Genomic DNA, 18,831 nt, shown 5'->3' with positions numbered 1-18,831 from the left:
TACTACGTACGAAAAGACACACCTGCAAGCCGTAACGCCGCAGTTGCCGATAGATGAAACTGCTGCGTCAGAAGTAAATGCTTATTTTTTTGACATTTTGAGAACAAACGTTCTAAAAAGGAGAACAGAAAATGGATATTTCTAAACAAGTAGCAATCGTAAGCGGCGCGAATCGGGGACTGGGCAAACAATTGGCGCTCGAGCTTTTGGCCAGAGGAGCGAAAGTCTATGCGGGCGCAAGAAACCCGGAGTCGGTCGACCTGCCGGGAGCGATTCCGCTTCGGCTCGATATCACGAATCCGGAATCGGTGGCGGCTGCGGCCGGGATTGCCAGCGACGCCACAGTATTGATCAATAACGCGGGATCGTCGACGGGAGCTTCACTGCTCACGGGCAAATGGGAAGACATTCATGTAGAATTTAATACGCATGCGTTCGGAACGCTATCGATGATGCGAGCCTTCGCGCCGGTTATCGAGCAAAACGGCGGCGGTTCGATCCTGAATATTTTGTCCGTATTGTCATGGGTCAACATCGGCGCGGAAGGCGCTTACTCGGCCGCCAAATCTGCGCAATGGGCAATCACGAACGCGCTGCGCTTGGAATTGGCGCCCAAAAATATCCGGGTAGCCGGCCTGCACGTGGGATTCATGGACACGGACATGACCGCAGGGCTTCAAGCGCCGAAGTCCTCGCCTGCGGATATTGCGCGCATCGCGATCGACGGCATCGACGCCGGGCTTTACGAGATCGTGGCGGACGACATAAGCCGTCAGGTTCAACAGGGTTTGGCCGGAGGCGTAGCCGCGCTGTATCCGGATTTGGCGTAAAAAAAGCATCGGTCGGATCAGCTCCGCAAAGCCGTATAGGCAGAACCGGCTCATTCTTCACTTATCGATCCCGACATGATACATTGATTTTGGGAGGGATCGTTATGGCTAGGAGCAGGGAATTCGAGATCAACGAAGTATTGGAGAAAGCAATGATGCTTTTTTGGAAACAGGGATACGAGAAGACGTCAATGAACGATCTCGTCGAACATATGGGGATTCATCGCAGAAGCTTATACGACACGTTCGGCGACAAACATTCGTTGTTCCTGCAAGCGATGGACCGGTATATCGGCAAAGTCGAAACGACGCTGAATAGCCAAGCGAAGCAGGCCCGGACGGCAACCGAAGCGCTGCGATCCGTATTTGGATTCATGATCGCCGAATCCGAACATTCGCCGTCCGGCTGCATGATCGTGAACGCGATGACGGAACTGGCCGCGCGCGATGCCGAAATCAACGTCAAATCCCTTTGTTCCGTTGCGTCGACGGAGGAGCTATTTGAACGGATTATCGTTTGGGGGCAGCGAGAAGGCGAATTTTCGTCCGACTGCGAGCCCAAAGAAACGGCCGAGTATTTGCAAGCTTTGTCCGTCGGCATCAGAGCGATGGGACGAACCGCGATCGACAAAGAGAAGTTGGTTCGCGTGATGAACAGCGCGACTCGATTTCTGACGAAGTAAGCCGGATTTTTTTGAGCATAGTAGAATCATCGTTCTCAAAAGTGCAAGCAGATTTTTAAAAGGGACGTTTCCGTTTGTTCAGGAAGCGTCCCTTTTTGTCGGCCATACGCTTAGAATTCATGCAAGGACTTCGCGTTCAAAGCGCCGAGCAGATGTTCAAGGTAACGCAGCGTATCTTCTTTGGAGCCGTCATTGCCGTGCAAAAATCGCCATTCGAGCACCAAAAGCACGGTATTGCAATAATGGTCGGCAATGATTTCGTGCGGAACTTGATCGCGGTAGCGGCAAATATTCGGATCGAACATTTCGCGTACCCGGTCGCCCAACTGAACGCGGAAATGGAACAATAAAAAGCTCTCCTTGGCATTATGCTTGATGATCCGGTTCAGCGTGCCTTGATGAGCTTCGATGAAATCGTAAGCCCGGTCGAATAAGACGAACAACCGCTGCTCCGGTTCTGTTTCTTCATACTGTTCTAAACGGATCTGCCGATTCAGGCAGTGCCAGATGTAATGCAGCAGATCGTATTTATCGTCGAAGTAGTTATAAAAGGTAGCGCGCGGATAATTGCTTTTCTCGCACAACTCGTTCACGGTAATTTGTTCGAACGGTTTGCCGGTGAGTGCATTCAGCATGGCGGCGGTAAAAGCATCCAGCGTCCGCTGCGCGCCGCGGGTCGTTTTTTTCGTCCAATCTCGCTTCATGGGGCATGCTCCTTTTTTACACATTTCGCAATCTGTCCAAAACCGGACATTTGCCCGAATTTGAATCTTGCCGAAGGTCGGGAGCAAGCTTATCATGAGTTTGAGATCTTGACAAGTGTCCAAATATTTACGTTTGTTTAAAAGGAGCAGAGACAATGAATACCCTGTTAAAAGTGGCGCAGCCGCTAACCTTGCCGGGCGGCGCGGTAATTAAAAATCGGTTTTTCAAATCGGCAATGAGCGAGGCGATGGCGGATCGATCCAACTCGCCTAATCATTTGCATATCGAACTGTATCGAAAGTGGGCGGAAGGCGGTACCGGGATCGTCGTCACGGGGAACGTCATGGTAGACCGAGGCGCGCTTGGAGAACCGGGTAACGTCGCGATCGAGGATCGACGGAACATGGAGCAACTTCAGCAATGGGCGCAGGCGGGAACGCAGTTCGGCACCCATCTGTGGATGCAGATCAACCACCCGGGCAAGCAGTCGCCGCGAACGATGTCCAAGCAGCCCGTCGCGCCGAGCGCGATTCCGATGGGGGGAAGTTACGGACGTGCGTTCAAGGCTCCGCGCGAATTGGCGAACGCGGAGGTGAAAGCGATCGTGAAGCGTTTCGTCACCACCGCTCGGATCGCGAAGGAAGCAGGATTCACCGGCGTTCAAATCCACGGCGCGCACGGTTATCTGGTCAATCAGTTCCTGTCGCCCGCGGACAACCGCAGAACGGACGAATACGGCGGCAGCCGGGAAAACCGCATGCGTTTCCTGATCGAAATTTATGACGGGATGCGCGGAGCGTTGGGGGCTGATTTTCCGATCGGATTGAAGCTCAATTCGTCCGACTTCAAGGAAGGCGGATTTACCGAGCAAGATTCGCTGGCGGTCGTGGAAAAAATGGCGAAGCGCGGAATCGACTTGATCGAGATTTCCGGCGGCAACTACGAAAATCCGAAAATGTCTGCCGATGACGACAGCGAAGTGTTTTTCCTGAAGTATGCGGAGCGGATTCGTTCCCTGGTCGACGTGCCGATCGTCGTCACGGGCGGATTCCGCTCGCAGGCGGGCATGGAGGAAGCGTTGACTGCGGACAATACCACCATGATCGGCATCGCGCGCCCTTTGGCTCTGGTGCCGGATATCCCGAACCGCATACTGGAAGGCCGTTACGACACGGTCAACACGCAGCGGCTGACGACGGGCTTCCCGTCATTGGATCGCCGGCTCGGCGCGATGATCGGATTAAGTTATTACGAGCAGCAGATGAAGCGCATCGCGCAAGGCAAGCCGGTCAAGCTGCATACGAACGGCTGGGACCCGCTGCTGCATACGCTTCGCGAGCAGGGCATCGCGGCGTTCATGCCGCGACGTTCGAATTGAGCGGACAGGACATCGCATCAAAAAAAGGACACTCGTTTTCCCGCTGCCGGAATGATGACCGGTTCCGCAGTGCGGCTTGCCTAAGAATAAATGAGGCTTGGGTCTGGTCTCGATTTGGCTTAACATAGAGTATGAGAAGAGTGCATAAAAAGAGATCATTCATTTCGATGAAGGGTCTCTTTTTATGCGGGAAATTAAATGAACGGTTGAGAAAGGAGTGAGCGTGCTGTTCAGCGCAGACGATCTTAAAGAGTGGTTGGTCAAACACGATGCGGAAAAACGATGTCATGACAGTTTTTGGTTAAGTCTGAACAATTATAAAACGGAGGAGCCGGACGAATATCAGGAGTACTTTTCGAATTTTGATCCGTCCAAGCTCCTGTTAAAGGTCGAATCCGTTTCCATCAGTTACTTGAACTATCCGGATTTGAATTATAATCATGTGAGAGTCTACATGCCTATTCGATATCAGGATAAAAAAATCGGCTATTACGAATTGTGGTTGGCTTTTGACGGTACGGTTGAAGACGATTATTTCGTATTGGAGTAGTTATAGAAGGGAATGAACGTATGCGTATTCTTATATTAGGCGCAACCGGGCGAGTCGGCAGTTTGATCGTTGAGCATGCTTTACGCGACGGACATGAAGTGACGGCGCTCGTGCGCGATCCAGGCAAGGTTCGAGCCCGCGAAGGGCTGACAGTCAATAAGGGAAATGCCTGCAACGCTGCAGATATTCGGCGCGTCATGGAAGGGCAACAGGCTGTAATCAGCGCGTTGAACACGGACGGAACAACGACGCTCAGCGACAGTATGCCGATCATCATCGACGCCATGCGGGAGTTCGGCATTCGGCGGATCGTGACGGTCGGCACCGCCGGGATTTTGCAAAGCCGGACCGAGCCGGAGCTGCTGCGGTATCAATCGAGCGATTCCAAACGCAAATCGACGCGCGCGGCCGAGGAGCACCGCCGCGTGTACGAGCTATTGCAAGCATCGGAACTGGACTGGACGATCGGCTGCCCGACGTATTTGCCGGACGGGGAAGCAGTAGGCGGATATCGGATGGAGCGGGATAAACTGCCGGAAGGCGGTGAACGGATCACGGTGGGGGATACGGCGGAGTTTGTGTATGGTCAGATTAAGGATCGGCAGTATATTCATGCTCGTGTGGGCATTGCGTATTGAGCAAAAAGGAGACATTCAACTGCTGAGCAAAATAAATCAACAACTTTACGAGATTGAAAATATAGGAGCTTTTCAGGATTCAAAAATGCTGGGAATGATAGAATTGTTGAAGTTTGATCCTGGCAACATCATTTTATTTCAACATCTTACTGCGAATCATGGATCTGGAACATCAGAGGATCTGGAATTTCTGTTAGAAGCTTTTATAGAAGGTTACTTGGGTTTTAAAGAATCCTATAAACATGCAGAAACAGAAGCGAATATAAAGAAGTTATTGTCGGAACACACAGTCAAACAGACGATGGAGGATACCGAACAGTTATACCAAAGGTTTCTGAATGCTCCTGAGGTGTTCGAGGCAGCATTGATCGATTCTATCAAACATTGCATTTATGACGCCGTGGTCAGCGAATTAGCAGAGTCTGCACCGGATTTTATTGTTGAAAATACCATTTGCACAAACTTTTTGTCCGTCCAGATCACTGAAGCTTAATGGCTGTCGGAAGATGAACGTTTTACAACTTGGTGGTACTCGTCGGAGAATCGCAATGAAACGGAACTTGCTTTAAAAGAAGACCCGCTATTTAAAGGAGTGGTTCTATCCAAGAAGTATGAGTTCGCCAGTTTTGTTTGCGCATTTGATTGTTACGAAACCGCGGAGGACTATAACTTGAGACTGTTTATGAATTCCGAAAAACCTGAAACCGCAGATCTTATTTTTAAGTTAATAGAGAAGTACGAACTTAAATATTATGACTTAACTCAGATCAATTAAAAGGAGAATCGCGTGACAAATAACGAGCAAAACATAAATGTTGTCTTTCAGTATTTGGTCCAGAGTGACGAAGGTTCTCCAGAATTCGAAACATTCATGGCTTTACTGCGTGGGTTGAAAGACTATTCGAGCTTATTGGATCATTACGGAGAAGATTTCATTGAATTGCTTTGGGAAGAAGTTCTACCGAAAACAAATGACCCACATAATAAAGCTGCTATTATCGAAACACTGGTCGAAGCGACTTATGGAAATGCGAATAAAGAAATGCTACACGAGCTTTTTGATGAATACGTTCTTTTGATCGATCAGTACGCTACAGTCTTGGATAATGCTGCGAGATGTTTAAACGGATTTATTGCATCTGGGATTGATGTTTCTGAAATATCCATTAACGTTGGCAAGTTGAAAGACCCAAAATACGCAATTGCTTTGTTAGCCTATTTAAATGCTGCTTCGTGGGGAATTTTACCGGAAGACCTTCAATCCGAAGTGAAAGCAGCTAGAGAAATCAGGGAGCGTACATATATATTTGCTCAATTTCTATTGATTTTAAGCCCCCTTATCGCAAAATATGAAAAAGTAAGTTCAATTGATTTCGTGTTTGATTATGAAGGTGCACATATTGATTGGCCATTTGCTGAAGAAGGTAGTTCATTGCTTTGGATAGAAAGAGGCATCATCAATGATCGAGAAGGACATATTTTCGAAGAGTTAGCCAGGTTAATTCATGACGAAAGTATAGATTTGCTATCTGACCAAGTCTTGAGGTTGTATGAAACTCTTTTCGAAGGAAAAGATCCGCTGGATGTTATTTTTACGTTGCCGGACGGTGATAGAGTTTGATGTGCAAATCGTTTACGATGGTTCATTGCATGTTGAAAAAACCATCAGACGATTAATGGACTTTTGTTTCGAAATAAAAGTAAATAAGTCGTAATATTATTACACTGAAAAATAGGGAGTAGATGGACTTTAGAAAACAAAAAAACTTATTCTTCGCAACGTTAATATGTTTGTTGGTATTATTTTGTTGGTTTTTCCAAGGGGATTTTCGAGGATACGAAATAAACATATGGTATAAAGAAAATATTACGATGGCGGAAGCGCGAGAACTGACTCAGTCAGTCAATCCAAGCAGAAATAAAGAGTTGTGAAAAAGGGACCGCATTTAATACTGACAATGTAATGTGTTACTTGAAAGTAAATACAAATGCAGTGTCGGCACATCTGCTTCTAAACAAACTTAGGGCGGAAAAGGAAGTTTTAAGAGCTGACTTTCTTGATGATTTGATAAAGGAATTTGATGATTAAATTCTTGAGATTCCAGAGAAGAAGTTTATTCATATGAGACTAAGTTAAAGTCAGAAAGCCTTCTATAAAAGCACGAAACTACGTAAACAAAAAGCAGGAGACTGTTGGTGGTCATCGGTCACGACGGTCTCTTTTCTGCATAGAAAGTTCGTTAAGAAGGCAGGTGTGAAAATGCATAAAGACTATTCGGAAAAGGTTCGTGCTGAATATTTATCGTAAGATATTCTCGGAGTGTCTAATCTACCAAGATCATGAGAGAAAGATTATACATAGATTTGATGATAGCAAGTATGCTACCGAGAGCGATTCTCTGCTGCAAAGCGACATCAGAAAGTTAAAAGTCAGATATATGTTGAAACATTCTACTGTGAGTCCCGGCAACGAATGGCATACAAGATTTGTGATTGGGCTTGAAGAACTTCAAAAAAAGCTGTTCGATCGTAAGAAATAAAAGATGAACAACAGGAGGCGGAGTGTTGAGATACGATTACCCGATGATGGTCCCGCCTTTTGAAGTCAAGGATTATTCGATCATGACTCCTAAGGAGGCTAAACAACACTTTGATTGGTTCGTTGGGGAAGTTCCGAATCGAATTCGATTATTGCTGAGAGCGATCGAATATTCCGAGACTGCGAAGCTGGAGCTGTTCGACAAGACGCCGCAATCTTTGGTTGTTCTATGGGAATGGATTAAACCGCGGCTGCAAACGATTCGTAAATCAGATGAAGAATTGGAACGCGCCAAAGAGGGATTACCGGAATGGATACGATCGGATCTGCAAACGTGGAAATTTGAGGCGGCCACGTTGACTCTGATTGTCGATGCCTCTTTGTATTTTGCTGAAGTCTTTCTGACGAAATATCCCGATCTGCATTGGATTCTGGTCAGCAAACCGAAGTCCGATGTCTATTTTCATAAGGCTGTGATCGCAGGGTTCAAAGGCGGTTCTCTGCAACCTCCGACGGTGATCTTCAATCTGTGCAGTTCTTATATCGAAGGGAATTTCGACAAGACCATGCTTTCATTATTTCAAGGATGGGAAAACTATGCTTAACGATCTGTACTATACGTCCAAAACAATAAGTGTCTATGTAGACAAAAAAGAAAACTTGATTATTGTACCTACCGGAATTTGGGTACCACGTGGTGCAGTGATTGATATTGACAGCATTTTTGAGCTGAAGTTTCCTTATAAGAAAGAAGAGCTTGAAGAAGGTTTGAAAAAAGGATTCGGTAGCTGTTATTCTCAAAAGGTTGAAGCGGAATTTCCTGAACAATCGGCGATCGAAAAGTATTTAAAGGTCAAAAGCTACAATCAAGCCGTAAAAGGAAGAAAATTAGTGAGTTGCCGTTGGACTCCAGAAGACGGATATGAAATTACTCCGACTCGAAAAATACCAAGACGAGGCTTTGTTCACCAAAAGCATCTAGCTTGCATTATCCCACCCCATGAACAAGAACCCTTGCAACTTGCACATGCTTTTTTGATAGCGTCTGAGCAATCGAGTTAGACTATTTTACTTCTAATCAATATTGGATGAATATTAGGGACTGTTCGTAACTACTAGTCATAGCAGTTCCTTTTTTTGTATTAACCCTTCAGTGAAAAGATCGGAGGAACCAATGACAATATGAAAGCCAAAACAGCAGAGATCAGAATCTATGTCAGCAGCGAAAACTTCACGATTCCATTTATGTTGGATTTCCTAAAAAAAGCAGCGTTTTTTAAAACGGTACGTTATGAGACAGATCGAGCTAATAAGTTTAAAGAGTCCCAGTTTAGTGAGAGCAACTTCGCAAAGCATGTAGAGAAAGAAGAGAAAGCTTTTAAACATGCATTTGCTATTACTTTGCATGATGATTTAGGCAACGAAATTTTTTTCTATAAACAAAAAACGACTTCATTTATCACAATTGATATTGTAAAAGAAGCTGAGGAGCATTTAGAGAATTGGATTCAGTTTACGGACGCTCTTCTTGAAAAGGATTCGGTCGCTATCTGCGCCTGTCTCTACCCTGAGAATGATGGGTTTTGGCAGCAAAATCCGGATCCAGCCCAATATGAGTTTCATGGTCGTTCTTTGGAAGGGGTCACAGTTATCCATCACAATGCTTATTTATCAACAATTGATGTAAAAAGCCTGCCAGGCTACTCGAATTACTTCAACGAAATTTGGTTCGGATCAACCTGGATGATGTGGTATGGAAAGGACTACTTCCGTATGATCCCCAAAGAACGATTTGTGTCCTTCGATCAAGCGTTCGAGATCCGGGAACTGCCGGGAGGAGCGATTCGGATTCAGCTATTCGAGCATCGAGACGCTTATGAAGAGAAAGCATCCAGAGCGATTCAGCAGCGATTCCGAGATTATCTAGGAGTTGACGATGCCGTACAGGCTTTGGAAGATGCAGAACATCAGCAGGAACGAGATTGGGACGATGTTGCAATCGAGATTGTAACCGAAGAGACAGATGCATCGGGTGCGCCTATACAGCAATATCGATTCTACGTAGACGAACAGGGGCAGGCAGTGATTCGTTCGCAGGCGGTGCGGCAAATCACTTACGGCGTCAATGGGCAAGGGGAAACGGTATTCACTCATGAGGAAGAGTTGGAGTGAGAAGATCATAGCTGATTGAGAGCAGGGGTAAGATCGCTGAAGAAATGCAGAAACATTTCGGGATTTCGGAAAAAGAAGCCGTAGATCGAATCAACGATTTTTGGAGCCGTAAAGATCTGACTGATGATACGAGTCTTATCTATCACGAAACTCCGGAATTTTGGGCGTATGAAATGTATTCCGCCAATAGGTCTTGGTGGAAAATCAGCAAAGAAGAAATCATTCCGAGAGCGTACAAAACAACTTAAAACGTTTAAGAGGCTGTGGAGTTAAACTATCCGATCAGTCTCTTTTTTTCAAATAGTCGCTCATACCAAGCCTAACGTTCAAAATTTTACATTTCACCCCTCTCACATTTTCCTTACAAATGGTACAATGCAGGATGAAACCGAAACCGGCCGCCTTCTTATCCGTAAAAGTAGGGTAAGCAAGTTGCGTCCTTTTTTATTTTAAACAAGTCTATTATTTCGAATGCGAGGTTTGATTGAAAGTGGGAGTCAAGGTAATAACCAAAGAACAAGCATGGGAATTGCGTCATCAGGTCATGTGGCCGCAGGAAGAGTTCGATTACATCAAGCTTCCGGACGACGACGAAGGGATTCATTACGGATTGTTCGACGGAAAAGAAGTGATCTCGGTCGTATCGCTGTTCGTGCAGGGGAATGACGCCCAGTTCCGCAAACTTGCCACACTGGCGGACCGCCAGGGCGAGGGCTGCGGCAGCAAGCTGCTGAACCATGTCCTTAATGAAGCGAAGCGCAAAGGCGTCAAGCATATCTGCTGTAATGCCCGAAGCAATAAAGTGTCGTTTTACGAGAAATTCGGACTGGAACAGACGCAGGTCGTGTTCAACAAAGGCGGCCAGCAGTACGTGGTCATGGAGCGTTTTTATTAATGGGAAAAAGGAGGCGGGGCGGCTTGTCGGATCGGCAGGAAGTCCCGTTTTGGTTTGCCCGGAAGGCAGCTGTTGGTATAAACTAGATGTTAGTGTTTTTTTTCGAAGGGGGAAACCAGCATGGGGCAAGAGAAAACGTCAAAGAAAAACAAGCTGTTGAAGATTTTTTCCAGAGTGTTGTTGATCGTGATCGGTGCCGTTATTACCGCGTATGGCCTTGAAGCCGTACTTATTCCCAACCGAGTGTCGGATGGCGGCGTGACCGGCCTGAGCATCGTGGGTTCCCAGTTGTTCGGCCTGCCGCTCGGCCTTCTGATCGGTATCATCAATATCCCGTTCGTGTGGCTCGGTTACAAGCAGATCGGTAAAAGCTTCGCTTTGTACTCCATCGTCGGCATCGCGGCACTCGCGATCAGCGCAAGCTTGATGCACCATGTCCCGACGATCATCGACGGCGATACGCTGCTCGTTACGGTCGTCGGCGGTATCATCATCGGTACCGGCATGGGTCTGGCCCTGCGTAACGGCGGCGCGCTCGACGGCATCGACATGCTGGCCGTGCTGCTGTCCCGCAAGCTGCCTTTCGGCACAAGCGACCTGATCCTGTTCTTGAACACGTTCGTGTTCGTCGTCGTCTCCTTCGTCTTCGGCCTGCAAGGCGCGATCCTGTCCGCTCTTGCTTACTTTATCGCTTCCAAGGTTATTCATATCGTCGAAGAAGGTCTCAGCGGCTCGAAAACGTTCAAGATCATCACGAACCAACCGGAGATCATGGTCGAAACGATCCGCGACCGCCTCGGCCGCGGCGCGACGTACTCCGACGCTTACGGCGGTTACAGCAACGAACAATTCAAAGAAATCACCTGCGTCATCAACCGGATGGAAGAAAGCAAAATCAAAGAAATCATCCACGAAATCGACCCCAACGCCTTCGTCGTCGTCTACGACGTCGCCGAAGTCCGAGGCGGCAATTTCAAGAAAAAAGACATCCACTAAAGTTAAAAACAGCGTTGCAAACGCGCATTTCGCTTAAACTTTTGTAGAGCAAGTAGAGCAAGTAGAGCAAGTAGAGCAAGTAGAGCAAGTAGAGCAAGTAGAGCAAGTAGAGCAAGTAGAGCNNNCAAGTAGAGCAAGTAGAGCAAGTAGAGCAAGTAGAGCAAGTAGAGCAAGTAGAGCAAGTAGAGCAAGTAGAGCAAGTAGAACTTGCACCGCAAAAAGGCCGTTCCCGAAACACCGGGAACGGCCTTTTCCTACCCACCACATTGTCGTCAAACCCAGCGGAGGGAGGGATTCAGTGTAGAAGCGTTAGCGTTCGCCTTTGACTTTGGGAAGCTTCCTTATAAAATTCAATCAGCTTCCCAAAGTCAACACGCGATCGAAACGAATCCCTCCCGCAGCGCCTCATTTTACACTACTACGTTAATATAAGAGTTTGACGAAAACTCATACAACCCCTGATCCGTCACTTTCAACTCCGGAATCACCGTCAGCGTCAAAAACGACAACATCAAAAACAAATTAAATTCCTCCGAAGCACCCAACCGAGGCAATGCACGATTCACTTCTCGCATCGTCGCATACACATCTTCATAAGGCTTGTCCGACATTAACCCACCCACGGGCAGCGCCAGCGAAGCGATTAACTTCCCGTCTTCCACAACCGCCAGCCCGCCGTTTAACGCGACAACATGCTCGATCGCCGCAACGATATCCGCATCCGACGCCCCGACTGCCACGATATTATGCGAATCATGCGCTACGGTCGTCGCAATTGCCCCGCGTTTCAACCCGAAGCCGCGCACGATCGCAGCCCCGACATTTCCGGTCGCCCGATGCCGCTCGACGACTACCATTTTAAGCAGATCCTGTTCGATGGAAGGTTGGAAAAGCCCATCCTGCTCATCCACAACCTGAATGCTCCGCTCCGTGATCAAGCTGCCCGGCACGACTTCGATAACATGACATTGCGGAGATCCAGAAGGCAGCGCAATCGCGATATCTTCGAGCGTAACCGATTTGGCATTCAGAGAAGGAAGCTCGATGCGCGGTTCGGGATCGGGGGCAGCGATAGGCTGCCGCGACTGAAGCCACCAAGGAACCGTCGTATCTTCGCCATTCTCGTCCAGTTCGGGAACCAACTTCGGATCTCTTTTTTGATCGAACACGCAAAGGCCTTTTTTATACACTTGATGAATTTTCACGTCGTTCAGATCGTCAAGCAGCAGGAAATCCGCCTGATACCCCGGAGCGACTGCCCCGAGATGACGCAGACCGAAGCATTCGGCAGCGTTCAATGTCGCCATCTGCACGGCCGTGACCGGATCGAGTCCTTCCGCGATCGCCAACCGAACGCAATGGTCGATGCTGCCGATCTCGATTAGATCATCCAGCAGCACGTCGTCGGTCACGAACAGACAGCGGCGCGAATTGCGAGGCGTGATCGCAGGCAGCAGCGCCTTCAAGTCTTTTGCCACGGTGCCTTCGCGGATCATGAGATACATGCCCAGTTCCAGACGATCCCGCGCTTCCTCGACATTCACCGCTTCGTGATCGGTACGGATATCCGCAGCCCTATAAATGTTCAAATCCTCGCGCCCGATTCCTGCGGCATGGCCGTCGATCAGCCCTCCGCCCGAGCGGATCGCGTCCAGTTTGGCTAGCATGCCCGGACTGCCGTTTGCGACCGAGGGGAAGTCCATCACTTCGGCCAGTCCCAGCACGCGAGGGTCCGACAGGAAAGGCGCGAGCTTATCCGCATCCAGCACCGCGCCGTTGTTTTCGGTCGGGGTTGCGGGTACGCAGGAAGGAAGCATGACGAACAGGTCCAACGGAACCTCTTCGGCGTCGTCGAGCAGATATTGAATGCCGTCCGTGCCCGCGACGTTGGCGATCTCGTGCGGATCGGTGACGACGGCCGTCACGCCGTGGCGCAGCGAGACTTTGGCGAATTCCGAAGGCAGCAGCATCGTGCTCTCGATATGGACGTGACCGTCGATAAAGCCCGGCACGACAATGCGGCCGTTCGCGTCGATCGATTCGCGTCCTTCGTACGAGCCGATGCCCGCAATGATTCCGTCGACAATGGCAATATCGCCCTGCATCATTTCGCCGGTAAATACATTGACGATGGTTCCGTTTTTGACTACAAGGTCAGCAGGAGCACGTTTGGCCGCGACCTCGATTCGTTTGCTTAAAGCTGAAAAGTTCGTTGACATGGACAGGCTCCTTTTTGGCATGATCCGGTATAGGTTGAAAAATAAAAAAATCCGATTACAAAGCAAATGCGAACGGATTTAAACCGCTCGAAACACGCCTGCCCGGCGTGCATTTGTTTGTAATCGGAACTTTACGGTTTCCGGTAGAGACCCCCGTACCTGATCTACGGAGTTATACATGTATGCAATTTGTCGCGTTGATCGATTTGGGAAGATTATATCAAGTCGCATTGCAAAGCTCAAGGCGAAAAGCTGTACCCTTCGAACACCTTCAAGCCTTCTTCGTTCAATATTTTCTCCGTCAGTTCCGGTCGCTGCGGGCTTTTCTCGAACACTTCTTGGGATGCGATCATGATATTGCCGCCCGCGATCTCCGCAAGTTGGTCGTGGGAGACGCTGTAGACCATTCGTCCCAGATTCGACCAGACCATGGCGCCCGAGCACATCACGCACGGTTCGCAGCTGGTGTACAACGTGTATTCGCTCAGATCGAAAATCTGCTGCTCCGTGCAATACTGCCGGATCAGCCCGAGTTCCGCATGATGCGTCGGATCGTTAAAGGTATGGATTCGATTTTCCCCGATCATCAAGATCTCGCCGTTTTTGACCAGTACCGCTCCGAAAGGTTCGTTGCCTTCTTGACGGGCTTGCAGCGCGACCTCGATCGCTTTTTTCATGAATTGTTCATCCGTGCTCATACTCGTATGACCTCCGTTATCCGTCGAATAGAGTGAAGCGTTTCGTTCGGTGAAGCAAGTGCTTTTGAATCAGTCTACGCGGTCGAAGGCTTTTTTGTAAATGCTCGCACCTTCTTGCATGAAAAAGCATGCGACTTTTTGTGCGAATCTGGGTAAAAGGTAAAGAGTAGGCAATACAACTGTTTGTTCATATCCCACTTTTAAGGAGAACCTACCTACATGAAACCATGGAAAAACATGCTCTTGTCCCTGACCGTCTCCGTCGGCTTGTTCGCGTCTTCGGTTCCTGCCTTGGCGGCTACGCCTGCGGCGTCCGCTCCGGATACGAGTATCCAAGTGAACGGCAAAGCGATCGATTATTCGCACGGCGAAGCGATCGTCAAAAAAGGAACCACGCTCGTGCCTGTCCGTCTGACGGTCGAAGCGCTGGGCGGCAAGCTGCAAGACGTCAAAAACGGAACGGTGCGCATCGTCGTGAACGGCAAGACCGTTACGCTCAAAGAAAAAGCGCAGCTGATCGGCGGCGTCTCGTTTATCCCGGTACGTTCCCTGGCCGAAACGGCGGGCTACGACGTTCGTTGGGACCGTCAGACCCACACCGTTCTGCTGGTCTCGAAAGCGACGGGCGAGGCGGCGCGCGGTTTCCTATGGGAAGTGAAAAACGGACCGACAACCGTATACTTGGTCGGCTCGATGCATATTGCGGACGATAGCTTCTATCCGCTGCGCGACGAGTTTGAAAAAGCGTTTGCTGAAGCCGATTATTTGGGCGTCGAGATCGACGTGAGCAAAGCGGCCGACGAAGCGCAGCAAAAAATGGTGCTCGAGATGGGATCGTACACGGACGGAACAACGTTGAAAGACCATATCTCGGCACAAACGTACAAAGAACTAGGCGAACTGCTGAAAGCCAACGGGCTCAAAGCCGACGCTTTCGATCAATTCAAGCCATGGGTCGTCGAAACGACGATCGGCAGCCTGCAAACGAGCGAAGCCGGTTACGAAGCCGAAGCGGGCATCGATCTGCACTTCATCCAACAAGCGGTCAAAAACAAAATTCCGGTGCTGGAACTGGAAACTTACGAATCCCAGCTCGGCATGTTCAACGGGTTGTCGGACGAACTTCAGGAACGTAATCTGAAAGCGGCGATCGAAGGCTTCGATACCGTCGTGGACAGCACGGACGAGATGGCCGAAATGTGGAAAAGCGGCGACGAAAAGGCTCTGCTCGAGATGACCACGGCCATCGCGGCGGATCCGGAATACTACAAAGCCCTGCTGGTTGATCGCAACGTCGGCATGGCGGACAAGATCGACGGCTACCTGAAAAGCGGCAAAGCCGAAGAGTATTTCATCGTCGTAGGCGCGGCGCATTATCTGGGCAACGAAGGCGTGCTCAAGCTGCTTGAGGACAAAGGTTATACGATTTCTCGCAAGTAAAAGAAATCAATCAAAACAAAAAAAACGCCGATCGAACTCCTGATGCAGCATCAGAGAATCGATCGGCGTTTTTTTTGCGGAAATTGAAAGGTATGAGGCAGGCTTCATGTCCGGCTCGCTCCTCGGAGGCAACAGCGCGACTTGCCCTCTATCCTGCCGCAATGTTATAAATTCAAGATAAACAAGCGGGAAAAAAGAAAGGGGCATACCGATGTCGGGGGCAGCGCCAAAGCCGAAGGTTCGTAGAGCGGCACGCAAAAAGAAAAGAGGAAAGACGACATTGATTTCCATCGTCTTTTTGCTGATCCTTCTGGTCGCGGCTTGGAAAGGGCTGGCGTATTTCGGCTATGTGCCGGACGTTCCGCGCGAAGAAGAAGGCCGTATTATCGGCATTCATCCGGAGGTTCGGGCCAAAACCGATACGCTAATCGCCCGAGCCGCCGACCGGGGGATCGAGATCGCGATCACGTCGGATTTCCGCAGCAGCGAGGAGCAGGACCGTTTGTTCCACCAAGGACGCGAAGACTCCGGCAATATTGTCACCAACGCCCGCGGCGGCCAGTCTTACCATAACTATGGCTTAGCCATCGACTTTGCCCTGCGCGACGGAAACGGCGGCGTAGTCTGGGACATGGAAGTCGATCGCAACGGCAACGGCCGCTCCGATTGGATGGAAGTCGTCGAATTGGCGAAAGCGTTGGGCTTTGACTGGGGCGGGGACTGGGATCGTTTTCCCGATTACCCGCATTTCCAAATGGATTTCGGCTATACGCTGCGCCAACTTCAAAACGGCAAAGTGCCCAAAGGCTCGCAGGTGGAACGAATCGAAAACGTTGAGTGAATGAACGGATTACGCTAAAGATGGCTGCGTAAAATTTCAAGTCCTTTCCGCAGTTCCTCGCGCGACTCGGTCGACGATAAGGCGACGCGCACATGATGGTCGCGAGACGCCGTTCCCGCCAGAAAGCGCTCCGAGTGGAAAACGCGCACGCCTTTTGCCAGCAGATCGCTCTCGAAACGCGAAGCATGGACCGGATTCGGCAGACGCAGCCAGCGGAAAAAGCTAAGCGGATGACCGGGATCGTCCGGTTGGGGAAAATAGTCGGCAAATAAATCGTTGGCGGATTTCGCCAGCGATTTTTTGTATGCGACAATGTCGGTTCCGCGCCCGGACGTGATAATTTCGGTGATGATCTCGGCGTCGAGCGAAGAGGTTTTGACGTTGACATGGTAGATGGCCCGCAGCATTCGCTCTCGCATGGCGTCGCTGAAGACGATATAAGCGACGCGCAGGCCGGAGCAGATCGATTTGCTGGTACTGCAAATATAGACGGTCTGTTCGGGCAGCATCTGACGGAGAGGAATGCCGTTTTCCGGCATTGTCCCATGCAGCAGGGCTGCGTGAATATCGTCTTCGATGACGATAAGGCCGTGTTTTTCGATCACCTCGGCCAGCGCTTTCCGGCGTGGGTTGGGGATGAAGATCGCGGTGGGATTGCAGCAAGACGGCATGAGGAAAACGCCTTGCAGCTCCGCATTACGACAGCTGTTATCCAGCTCTTCCGGGAGCATGCCGGAGTCATCGCCGGGAATCGGAATCAGCTTGATGCGCAGCGATCTCGCCAGTTCGATAAAGTTGGAATACGTATATTCGTCCACGGCGATTCGGCTGCCGGGTTCGAACAGCGCCAGCAGCGTTATGGTCAACGCATTTTGCGCACCCGATACGATGGCGACCTGATCGGTTGCGGCCTCTATGCCCAGCGGCCGCATCCAACGGAGGGCGGCTTCTTTTTGATGAGGAATGCCGGCGGGGTCGTCGTAGTTGAGCAAGCGCTCGACGCCTGCTTTTTCCGCTACCTTTTTCACCGCTTCGGCAATCATGAAGTTGCTTTGCTCGAACGAGGCCACCAAGCCGAAATCGATGCATTCCACCGGCACGCGGTCCCGCGAGATGGTAACGGAACGAACGGCGTTGGCCGAGACGAACGTTCCGCTTCCGGTCACGGCGTGCAGCAGTCCTTTCAACTCGCAGGTCTTGTAGGCGCGGGTGACGGTCGTGAAGTTGATATCCAGAAAATCGGCCAATTCCCGCTGCGGCGGAAGCTTGGTTCCCGGCGGCAGAAAGCCCTCCGTAATATCGCGCTCCAGCATCCGGGCCAGCGACAGGTAGATCGGACGGGTCAGCTCGCGCCGCTCGGGACGCCAAGACATGTGATAATCGACAAACGAATTGATAGGCATCGGCCGTTCACTCCTCGCAAAATTGTAATCCATACAATTATATGATTGATTGTATGGATTTACGAGCCTAATATGAACATTATAAGTTTACACGCGAAGAGAGGAATGTACGATATGAACGAAAACGCAACAATCTCGAAAGCATTCCGCGCCGCATTTCCCGTGACGCTGCCGATCCTGGCCGGATTCATGTTCCTCGGAGTCGCCTACGGCGTATTCATGAACGTATCCGGCTTCGGCGCGGGTTGGACGTTCTTGATGAGCCTTCTGATCTTTGCCGGTTCGATGGAATTCGTGGCGGTCGGGTTGCTGCTCGGAGCCTTCAATCCGTTTGGAGCGCTGCTGCTGACGTTGATGGTCAACGCGCGGCATTTATTTTACGGAATCTCGATGTTGGAAAAATATAAAGGAACGGGTTGGAAAAAGCCGTATCTGATCTTCGGCATGTGCGACGAATCGTTCTCGATCAACTACTCGGCCAAAATTCCGGAAGGCGTGGATCGGGGCTGGTTCATGTTCTTCGTGACGCTGCTCAATCATGCGTACTGGGTAGCCGGAGCGACGATCGGAGGCATGCTCGGTTCGTTCGTGAACTTTGATCTGAAAGGTCTGGAGTTCGTCATGACCGCGCTGTTCGTCGTGATCTTCGTGGAACAGTGGATGAAGCAAAAAATCCACGACAGCGCCGTGATCGGCATCGCGATCTCGGTACTGGGCCTGATCCTGTTCGGTCCGGACCGCTTTATCATTCCTTCGATGATCGCGATCTTAGCCGTACTGACCTTGACGCGCAAAGCATTGGAACGCAAAACGGCGGAAGCCGAAGAAGGAGGTACCGCATAAT

The 18,831-nt window shown here is 49.9% G+C and carries 20 protein-coding genes and 1 riboswitch; of the genes, 15 read left to right on the top strand and 5 right to left on the bottom strand.

Going from position 1 to position 18,831, the window contains the following annotated elements; all coding sequences use genetic code 11:
* Positions 1–131 precede the first annotated feature (131 nt).
* Together HRQ63_RS15150 and HRQ63_RS15145 are read left to right on the top strand one after the other, a co-directional pair.
* On the top strand, positions 132–830 hold the full coding sequence (locus HRQ63_RS15150) for an SDR family oxidoreductase (protein WP_172245245.1): 699 nt from the start codon (positions 132–134) through the stop codon (positions 828–830).
* A gap of 104 nt (positions 831–934) precedes the next feature.
* A complete protein-coding gene (locus HRQ63_RS15145; RefSeq protein ID WP_172245243.1) occupies positions 935–1,513 on the top strand; it encodes a TetR/AcrR family transcriptional regulator in 579 nt (192 codons plus the stop codon).
* A gap of 110 nt (positions 1,514–1,623) precedes the next feature.
* Here HRQ63_RS15145 and HRQ63_RS15140 read toward each other — a convergent pair whose 3' ends face one another.
* On the bottom strand, positions 1,624–2,217 hold the full coding sequence (locus HRQ63_RS15140) for a TetR/AcrR family transcriptional regulator (protein WP_172245241.1): 594 nt from the start codon (positions 2,215–2,217) through the stop codon (positions 1,624–1,626).
* Between the two features lie 155 nt (positions 2,218–2,372).
* On the opposite strand from HRQ63_RS15140, the gene HRQ63_RS15135 reads away from it, so the two are divergent.
* The 10 genes from HRQ63_RS15135 (at position 2,373) to HRQ63_RS15090 (ending at position 11,386) form a co-directional block, all read left to right on the top strand.
* Positions 2,373–3,596, top strand: coding sequence for an NADH:flavin oxidoreductase/NADH oxidase family protein (locus HRQ63_RS15135; RefSeq protein ID WP_172245239.1), 1,224 nt, complete (start codon positions 2,373–2,375; stop codon positions 3,594–3,596).
* A 223-nt stretch (positions 3,597–3,819) separates the two neighbouring features.
* Entirely contained in the window at positions 3,820–4,146 is a 327-nt protein-coding gene (locus HRQ63_RS15130; RefSeq protein ID WP_172245237.1) for a hypothetical protein, read from the top strand.
* Positions 4,147–4,166: 20 nt separating this feature from the next.
* Positions 4,167–4,784 carry an NAD(P)-dependent oxidoreductase gene (locus HRQ63_RS15125; RefSeq protein WP_172245235.1) on the top strand — a complete coding sequence of 206 codons (618 nt, stop codon included), beginning with the start codon at positions 4,167–4,169 and terminating at the stop codon, positions 4,782–4,784.
* Complete coding sequence (locus HRQ63_RS15120) at positions 4,759–5,277, top strand: hypothetical protein (RefSeq protein WP_172245234.1); 519 nt, start codon at positions 4,759–4,761, stop codon at positions 5,275–5,277. Before HRQ63_RS15125 ends, HRQ63_RS15120 begins: the two co-directional genes overlap by 26 nt.
* Positions 5,278–5,571: 294 nt before the next feature.
* Positions 5,572–6,405, top strand: a complete 834-nt coding sequence (locus HRQ63_RS15115) for a hypothetical protein (RefSeq protein ID WP_172245233.1) — start codon at positions 5,572–5,574, stop codon at positions 6,403–6,405.
* Between the two features lie 944 nt (positions 6,406–7,349).
* Positions 7,350–7,928, top strand: a complete 579-nt coding sequence (locus tag HRQ63_RS15110) for a hypothetical protein (RefSeq protein WP_172245232.1) — start codon at positions 7,350–7,352, stop codon at positions 7,926–7,928.
* Positions 7,921–8,385 carry a hypothetical protein gene (locus HRQ63_RS15105; RefSeq protein ID WP_172245231.1) on the top strand — a complete coding sequence of 155 codons (465 nt, stop codon included), beginning with the start codon at positions 7,921–7,923 and terminating at the stop codon, positions 8,383–8,385. The genes HRQ63_RS15110 and HRQ63_RS15105 overlap by 8 nt, the downstream gene beginning before the upstream one ends.
* Before the next feature lie 120 nt (positions 8,386–8,505).
* Positions 8,506–9,495, top strand: a complete 990-nt coding sequence (locus tag HRQ63_RS15100; protein ID WP_172245230.1) for a hypothetical protein — start codon at positions 8,506–8,508, stop codon at positions 9,493–9,495.
* 490 nt (positions 9,496–9,985) lie between these two features.
* Entirely contained in the window at positions 9,986–10,390 is a 405-nt protein-coding gene (locus HRQ63_RS15095) for a GNAT family N-acetyltransferase (RefSeq protein WP_229714211.1), read from the top strand.
* A gap of 120 nt (positions 10,391–10,510) precedes the next feature.
* Entirely contained in the window at positions 10,511–11,386 is an 876-nt protein-coding gene (locus HRQ63_RS15090; protein ID WP_172245229.1) for a YitT family protein, read from the top strand.
* 410 nt (positions 11,387–11,796) lie between these two features.
* On the opposite strand, the gene ade is transcribed toward HRQ63_RS15090, so the two are convergent.
* Together ade and HRQ63_RS15080 are read right to left on the bottom strand one after the other, a co-directional pair.
* A complete protein-coding gene (ade, locus tag HRQ63_RS15085) occupies positions 11,797–13,605 on the bottom strand; it encodes an adenine deaminase (protein WP_172245228.1) in 1,809 nt (602 codons plus the stop codon).
* A gap of 100 nt (positions 13,606–13,705) precedes the next feature.
* Positions 13,706–13,805: riboswitch (purine riboswitch) on the bottom strand.
* Positions 13,806–13,844: 39 nt separating this feature from the next.
* The gene (locus HRQ63_RS15080) at positions 13,845–14,303 is read right to left on the bottom strand and encodes a nucleoside deaminase (RefSeq protein WP_172245227.1); all 459 of its coding nucleotides are present in this window, start codon (positions 14,301–14,303) and stop codon (positions 13,845–13,847) included.
* Positions 14,304–14,522: 219 nt separating this feature from the next.
* On the opposite strand from HRQ63_RS15080, the gene HRQ63_RS15075 reads away from it, so the two are divergent.
* Positions 14,523–15,743, top strand: coding sequence for a TraB/GumN family protein (locus tag HRQ63_RS15075; protein ID WP_172245226.1), 1,221 nt, complete (start codon positions 14,523–14,525; stop codon positions 15,741–15,743).
* A 6-nt stretch (positions 15,744–15,749) separates the two neighbouring features.
* On the opposite strand, the gene HRQ63_RS15070 is transcribed toward HRQ63_RS15075, so the two are convergent.
* On the bottom strand, positions 15,750–16,034 hold the full coding sequence (locus HRQ63_RS15070; protein WP_172245114.1) for a hypothetical protein: 285 nt from the start codon (positions 16,032–16,034) through the stop codon (positions 15,750–15,752).
* On the opposite strand from HRQ63_RS15070, the gene HRQ63_RS15065 reads away from it, so the two are divergent.
* A complete protein-coding gene (locus HRQ63_RS15065) occupies positions 16,024–16,584 on the top strand; it encodes a M15 family metallopeptidase (RefSeq protein ID WP_229714210.1) in 561 nt (186 codons plus the stop codon). The two genes, HRQ63_RS15070 and HRQ63_RS15065, sit on opposite strands and share 11 nt — an antisense overlap.
* Before the next feature lie 14 nt (positions 16,585–16,598).
* On the opposite strand, the gene HRQ63_RS15060 is transcribed toward HRQ63_RS15065, so the two are convergent.
* Positions 16,599–17,987 carry an aminotransferase-like domain-containing protein gene (locus tag HRQ63_RS15060; RefSeq protein ID WP_172245224.1) on the bottom strand — a complete coding sequence of 463 codons (1,389 nt, stop codon included), beginning with the start codon at positions 17,985–17,987 and terminating at the stop codon, positions 16,599–16,601.
* A gap of 114 nt (positions 17,988–18,101) precedes the next feature.
* On the opposite strand from HRQ63_RS15060, the gene azlC reads away from it, so the two are divergent.
* Complete coding sequence (gene azlC / locus HRQ63_RS15055; protein WP_172245223.1) at positions 18,102–18,830, top strand: azaleucine resistance protein AzlC; 729 nt, start codon at positions 18,102–18,104, stop codon at positions 18,828–18,830.
* Position 18,831 lies beyond the last annotated feature (1 nt).

This window comes from Saccharibacillus endophyticus (assembly GCF_013185185.1).
GTDB lineage: Bacteria > Bacillota > Bacilli > Paenibacillales > Paenibacillaceae > Saccharibacillus > Saccharibacillus endophyticus.
The sequence above is the reverse complement of the archived record's forward strand: the minus strand, read 5'-3'. Positions and strand labels throughout refer to the sequence as shown.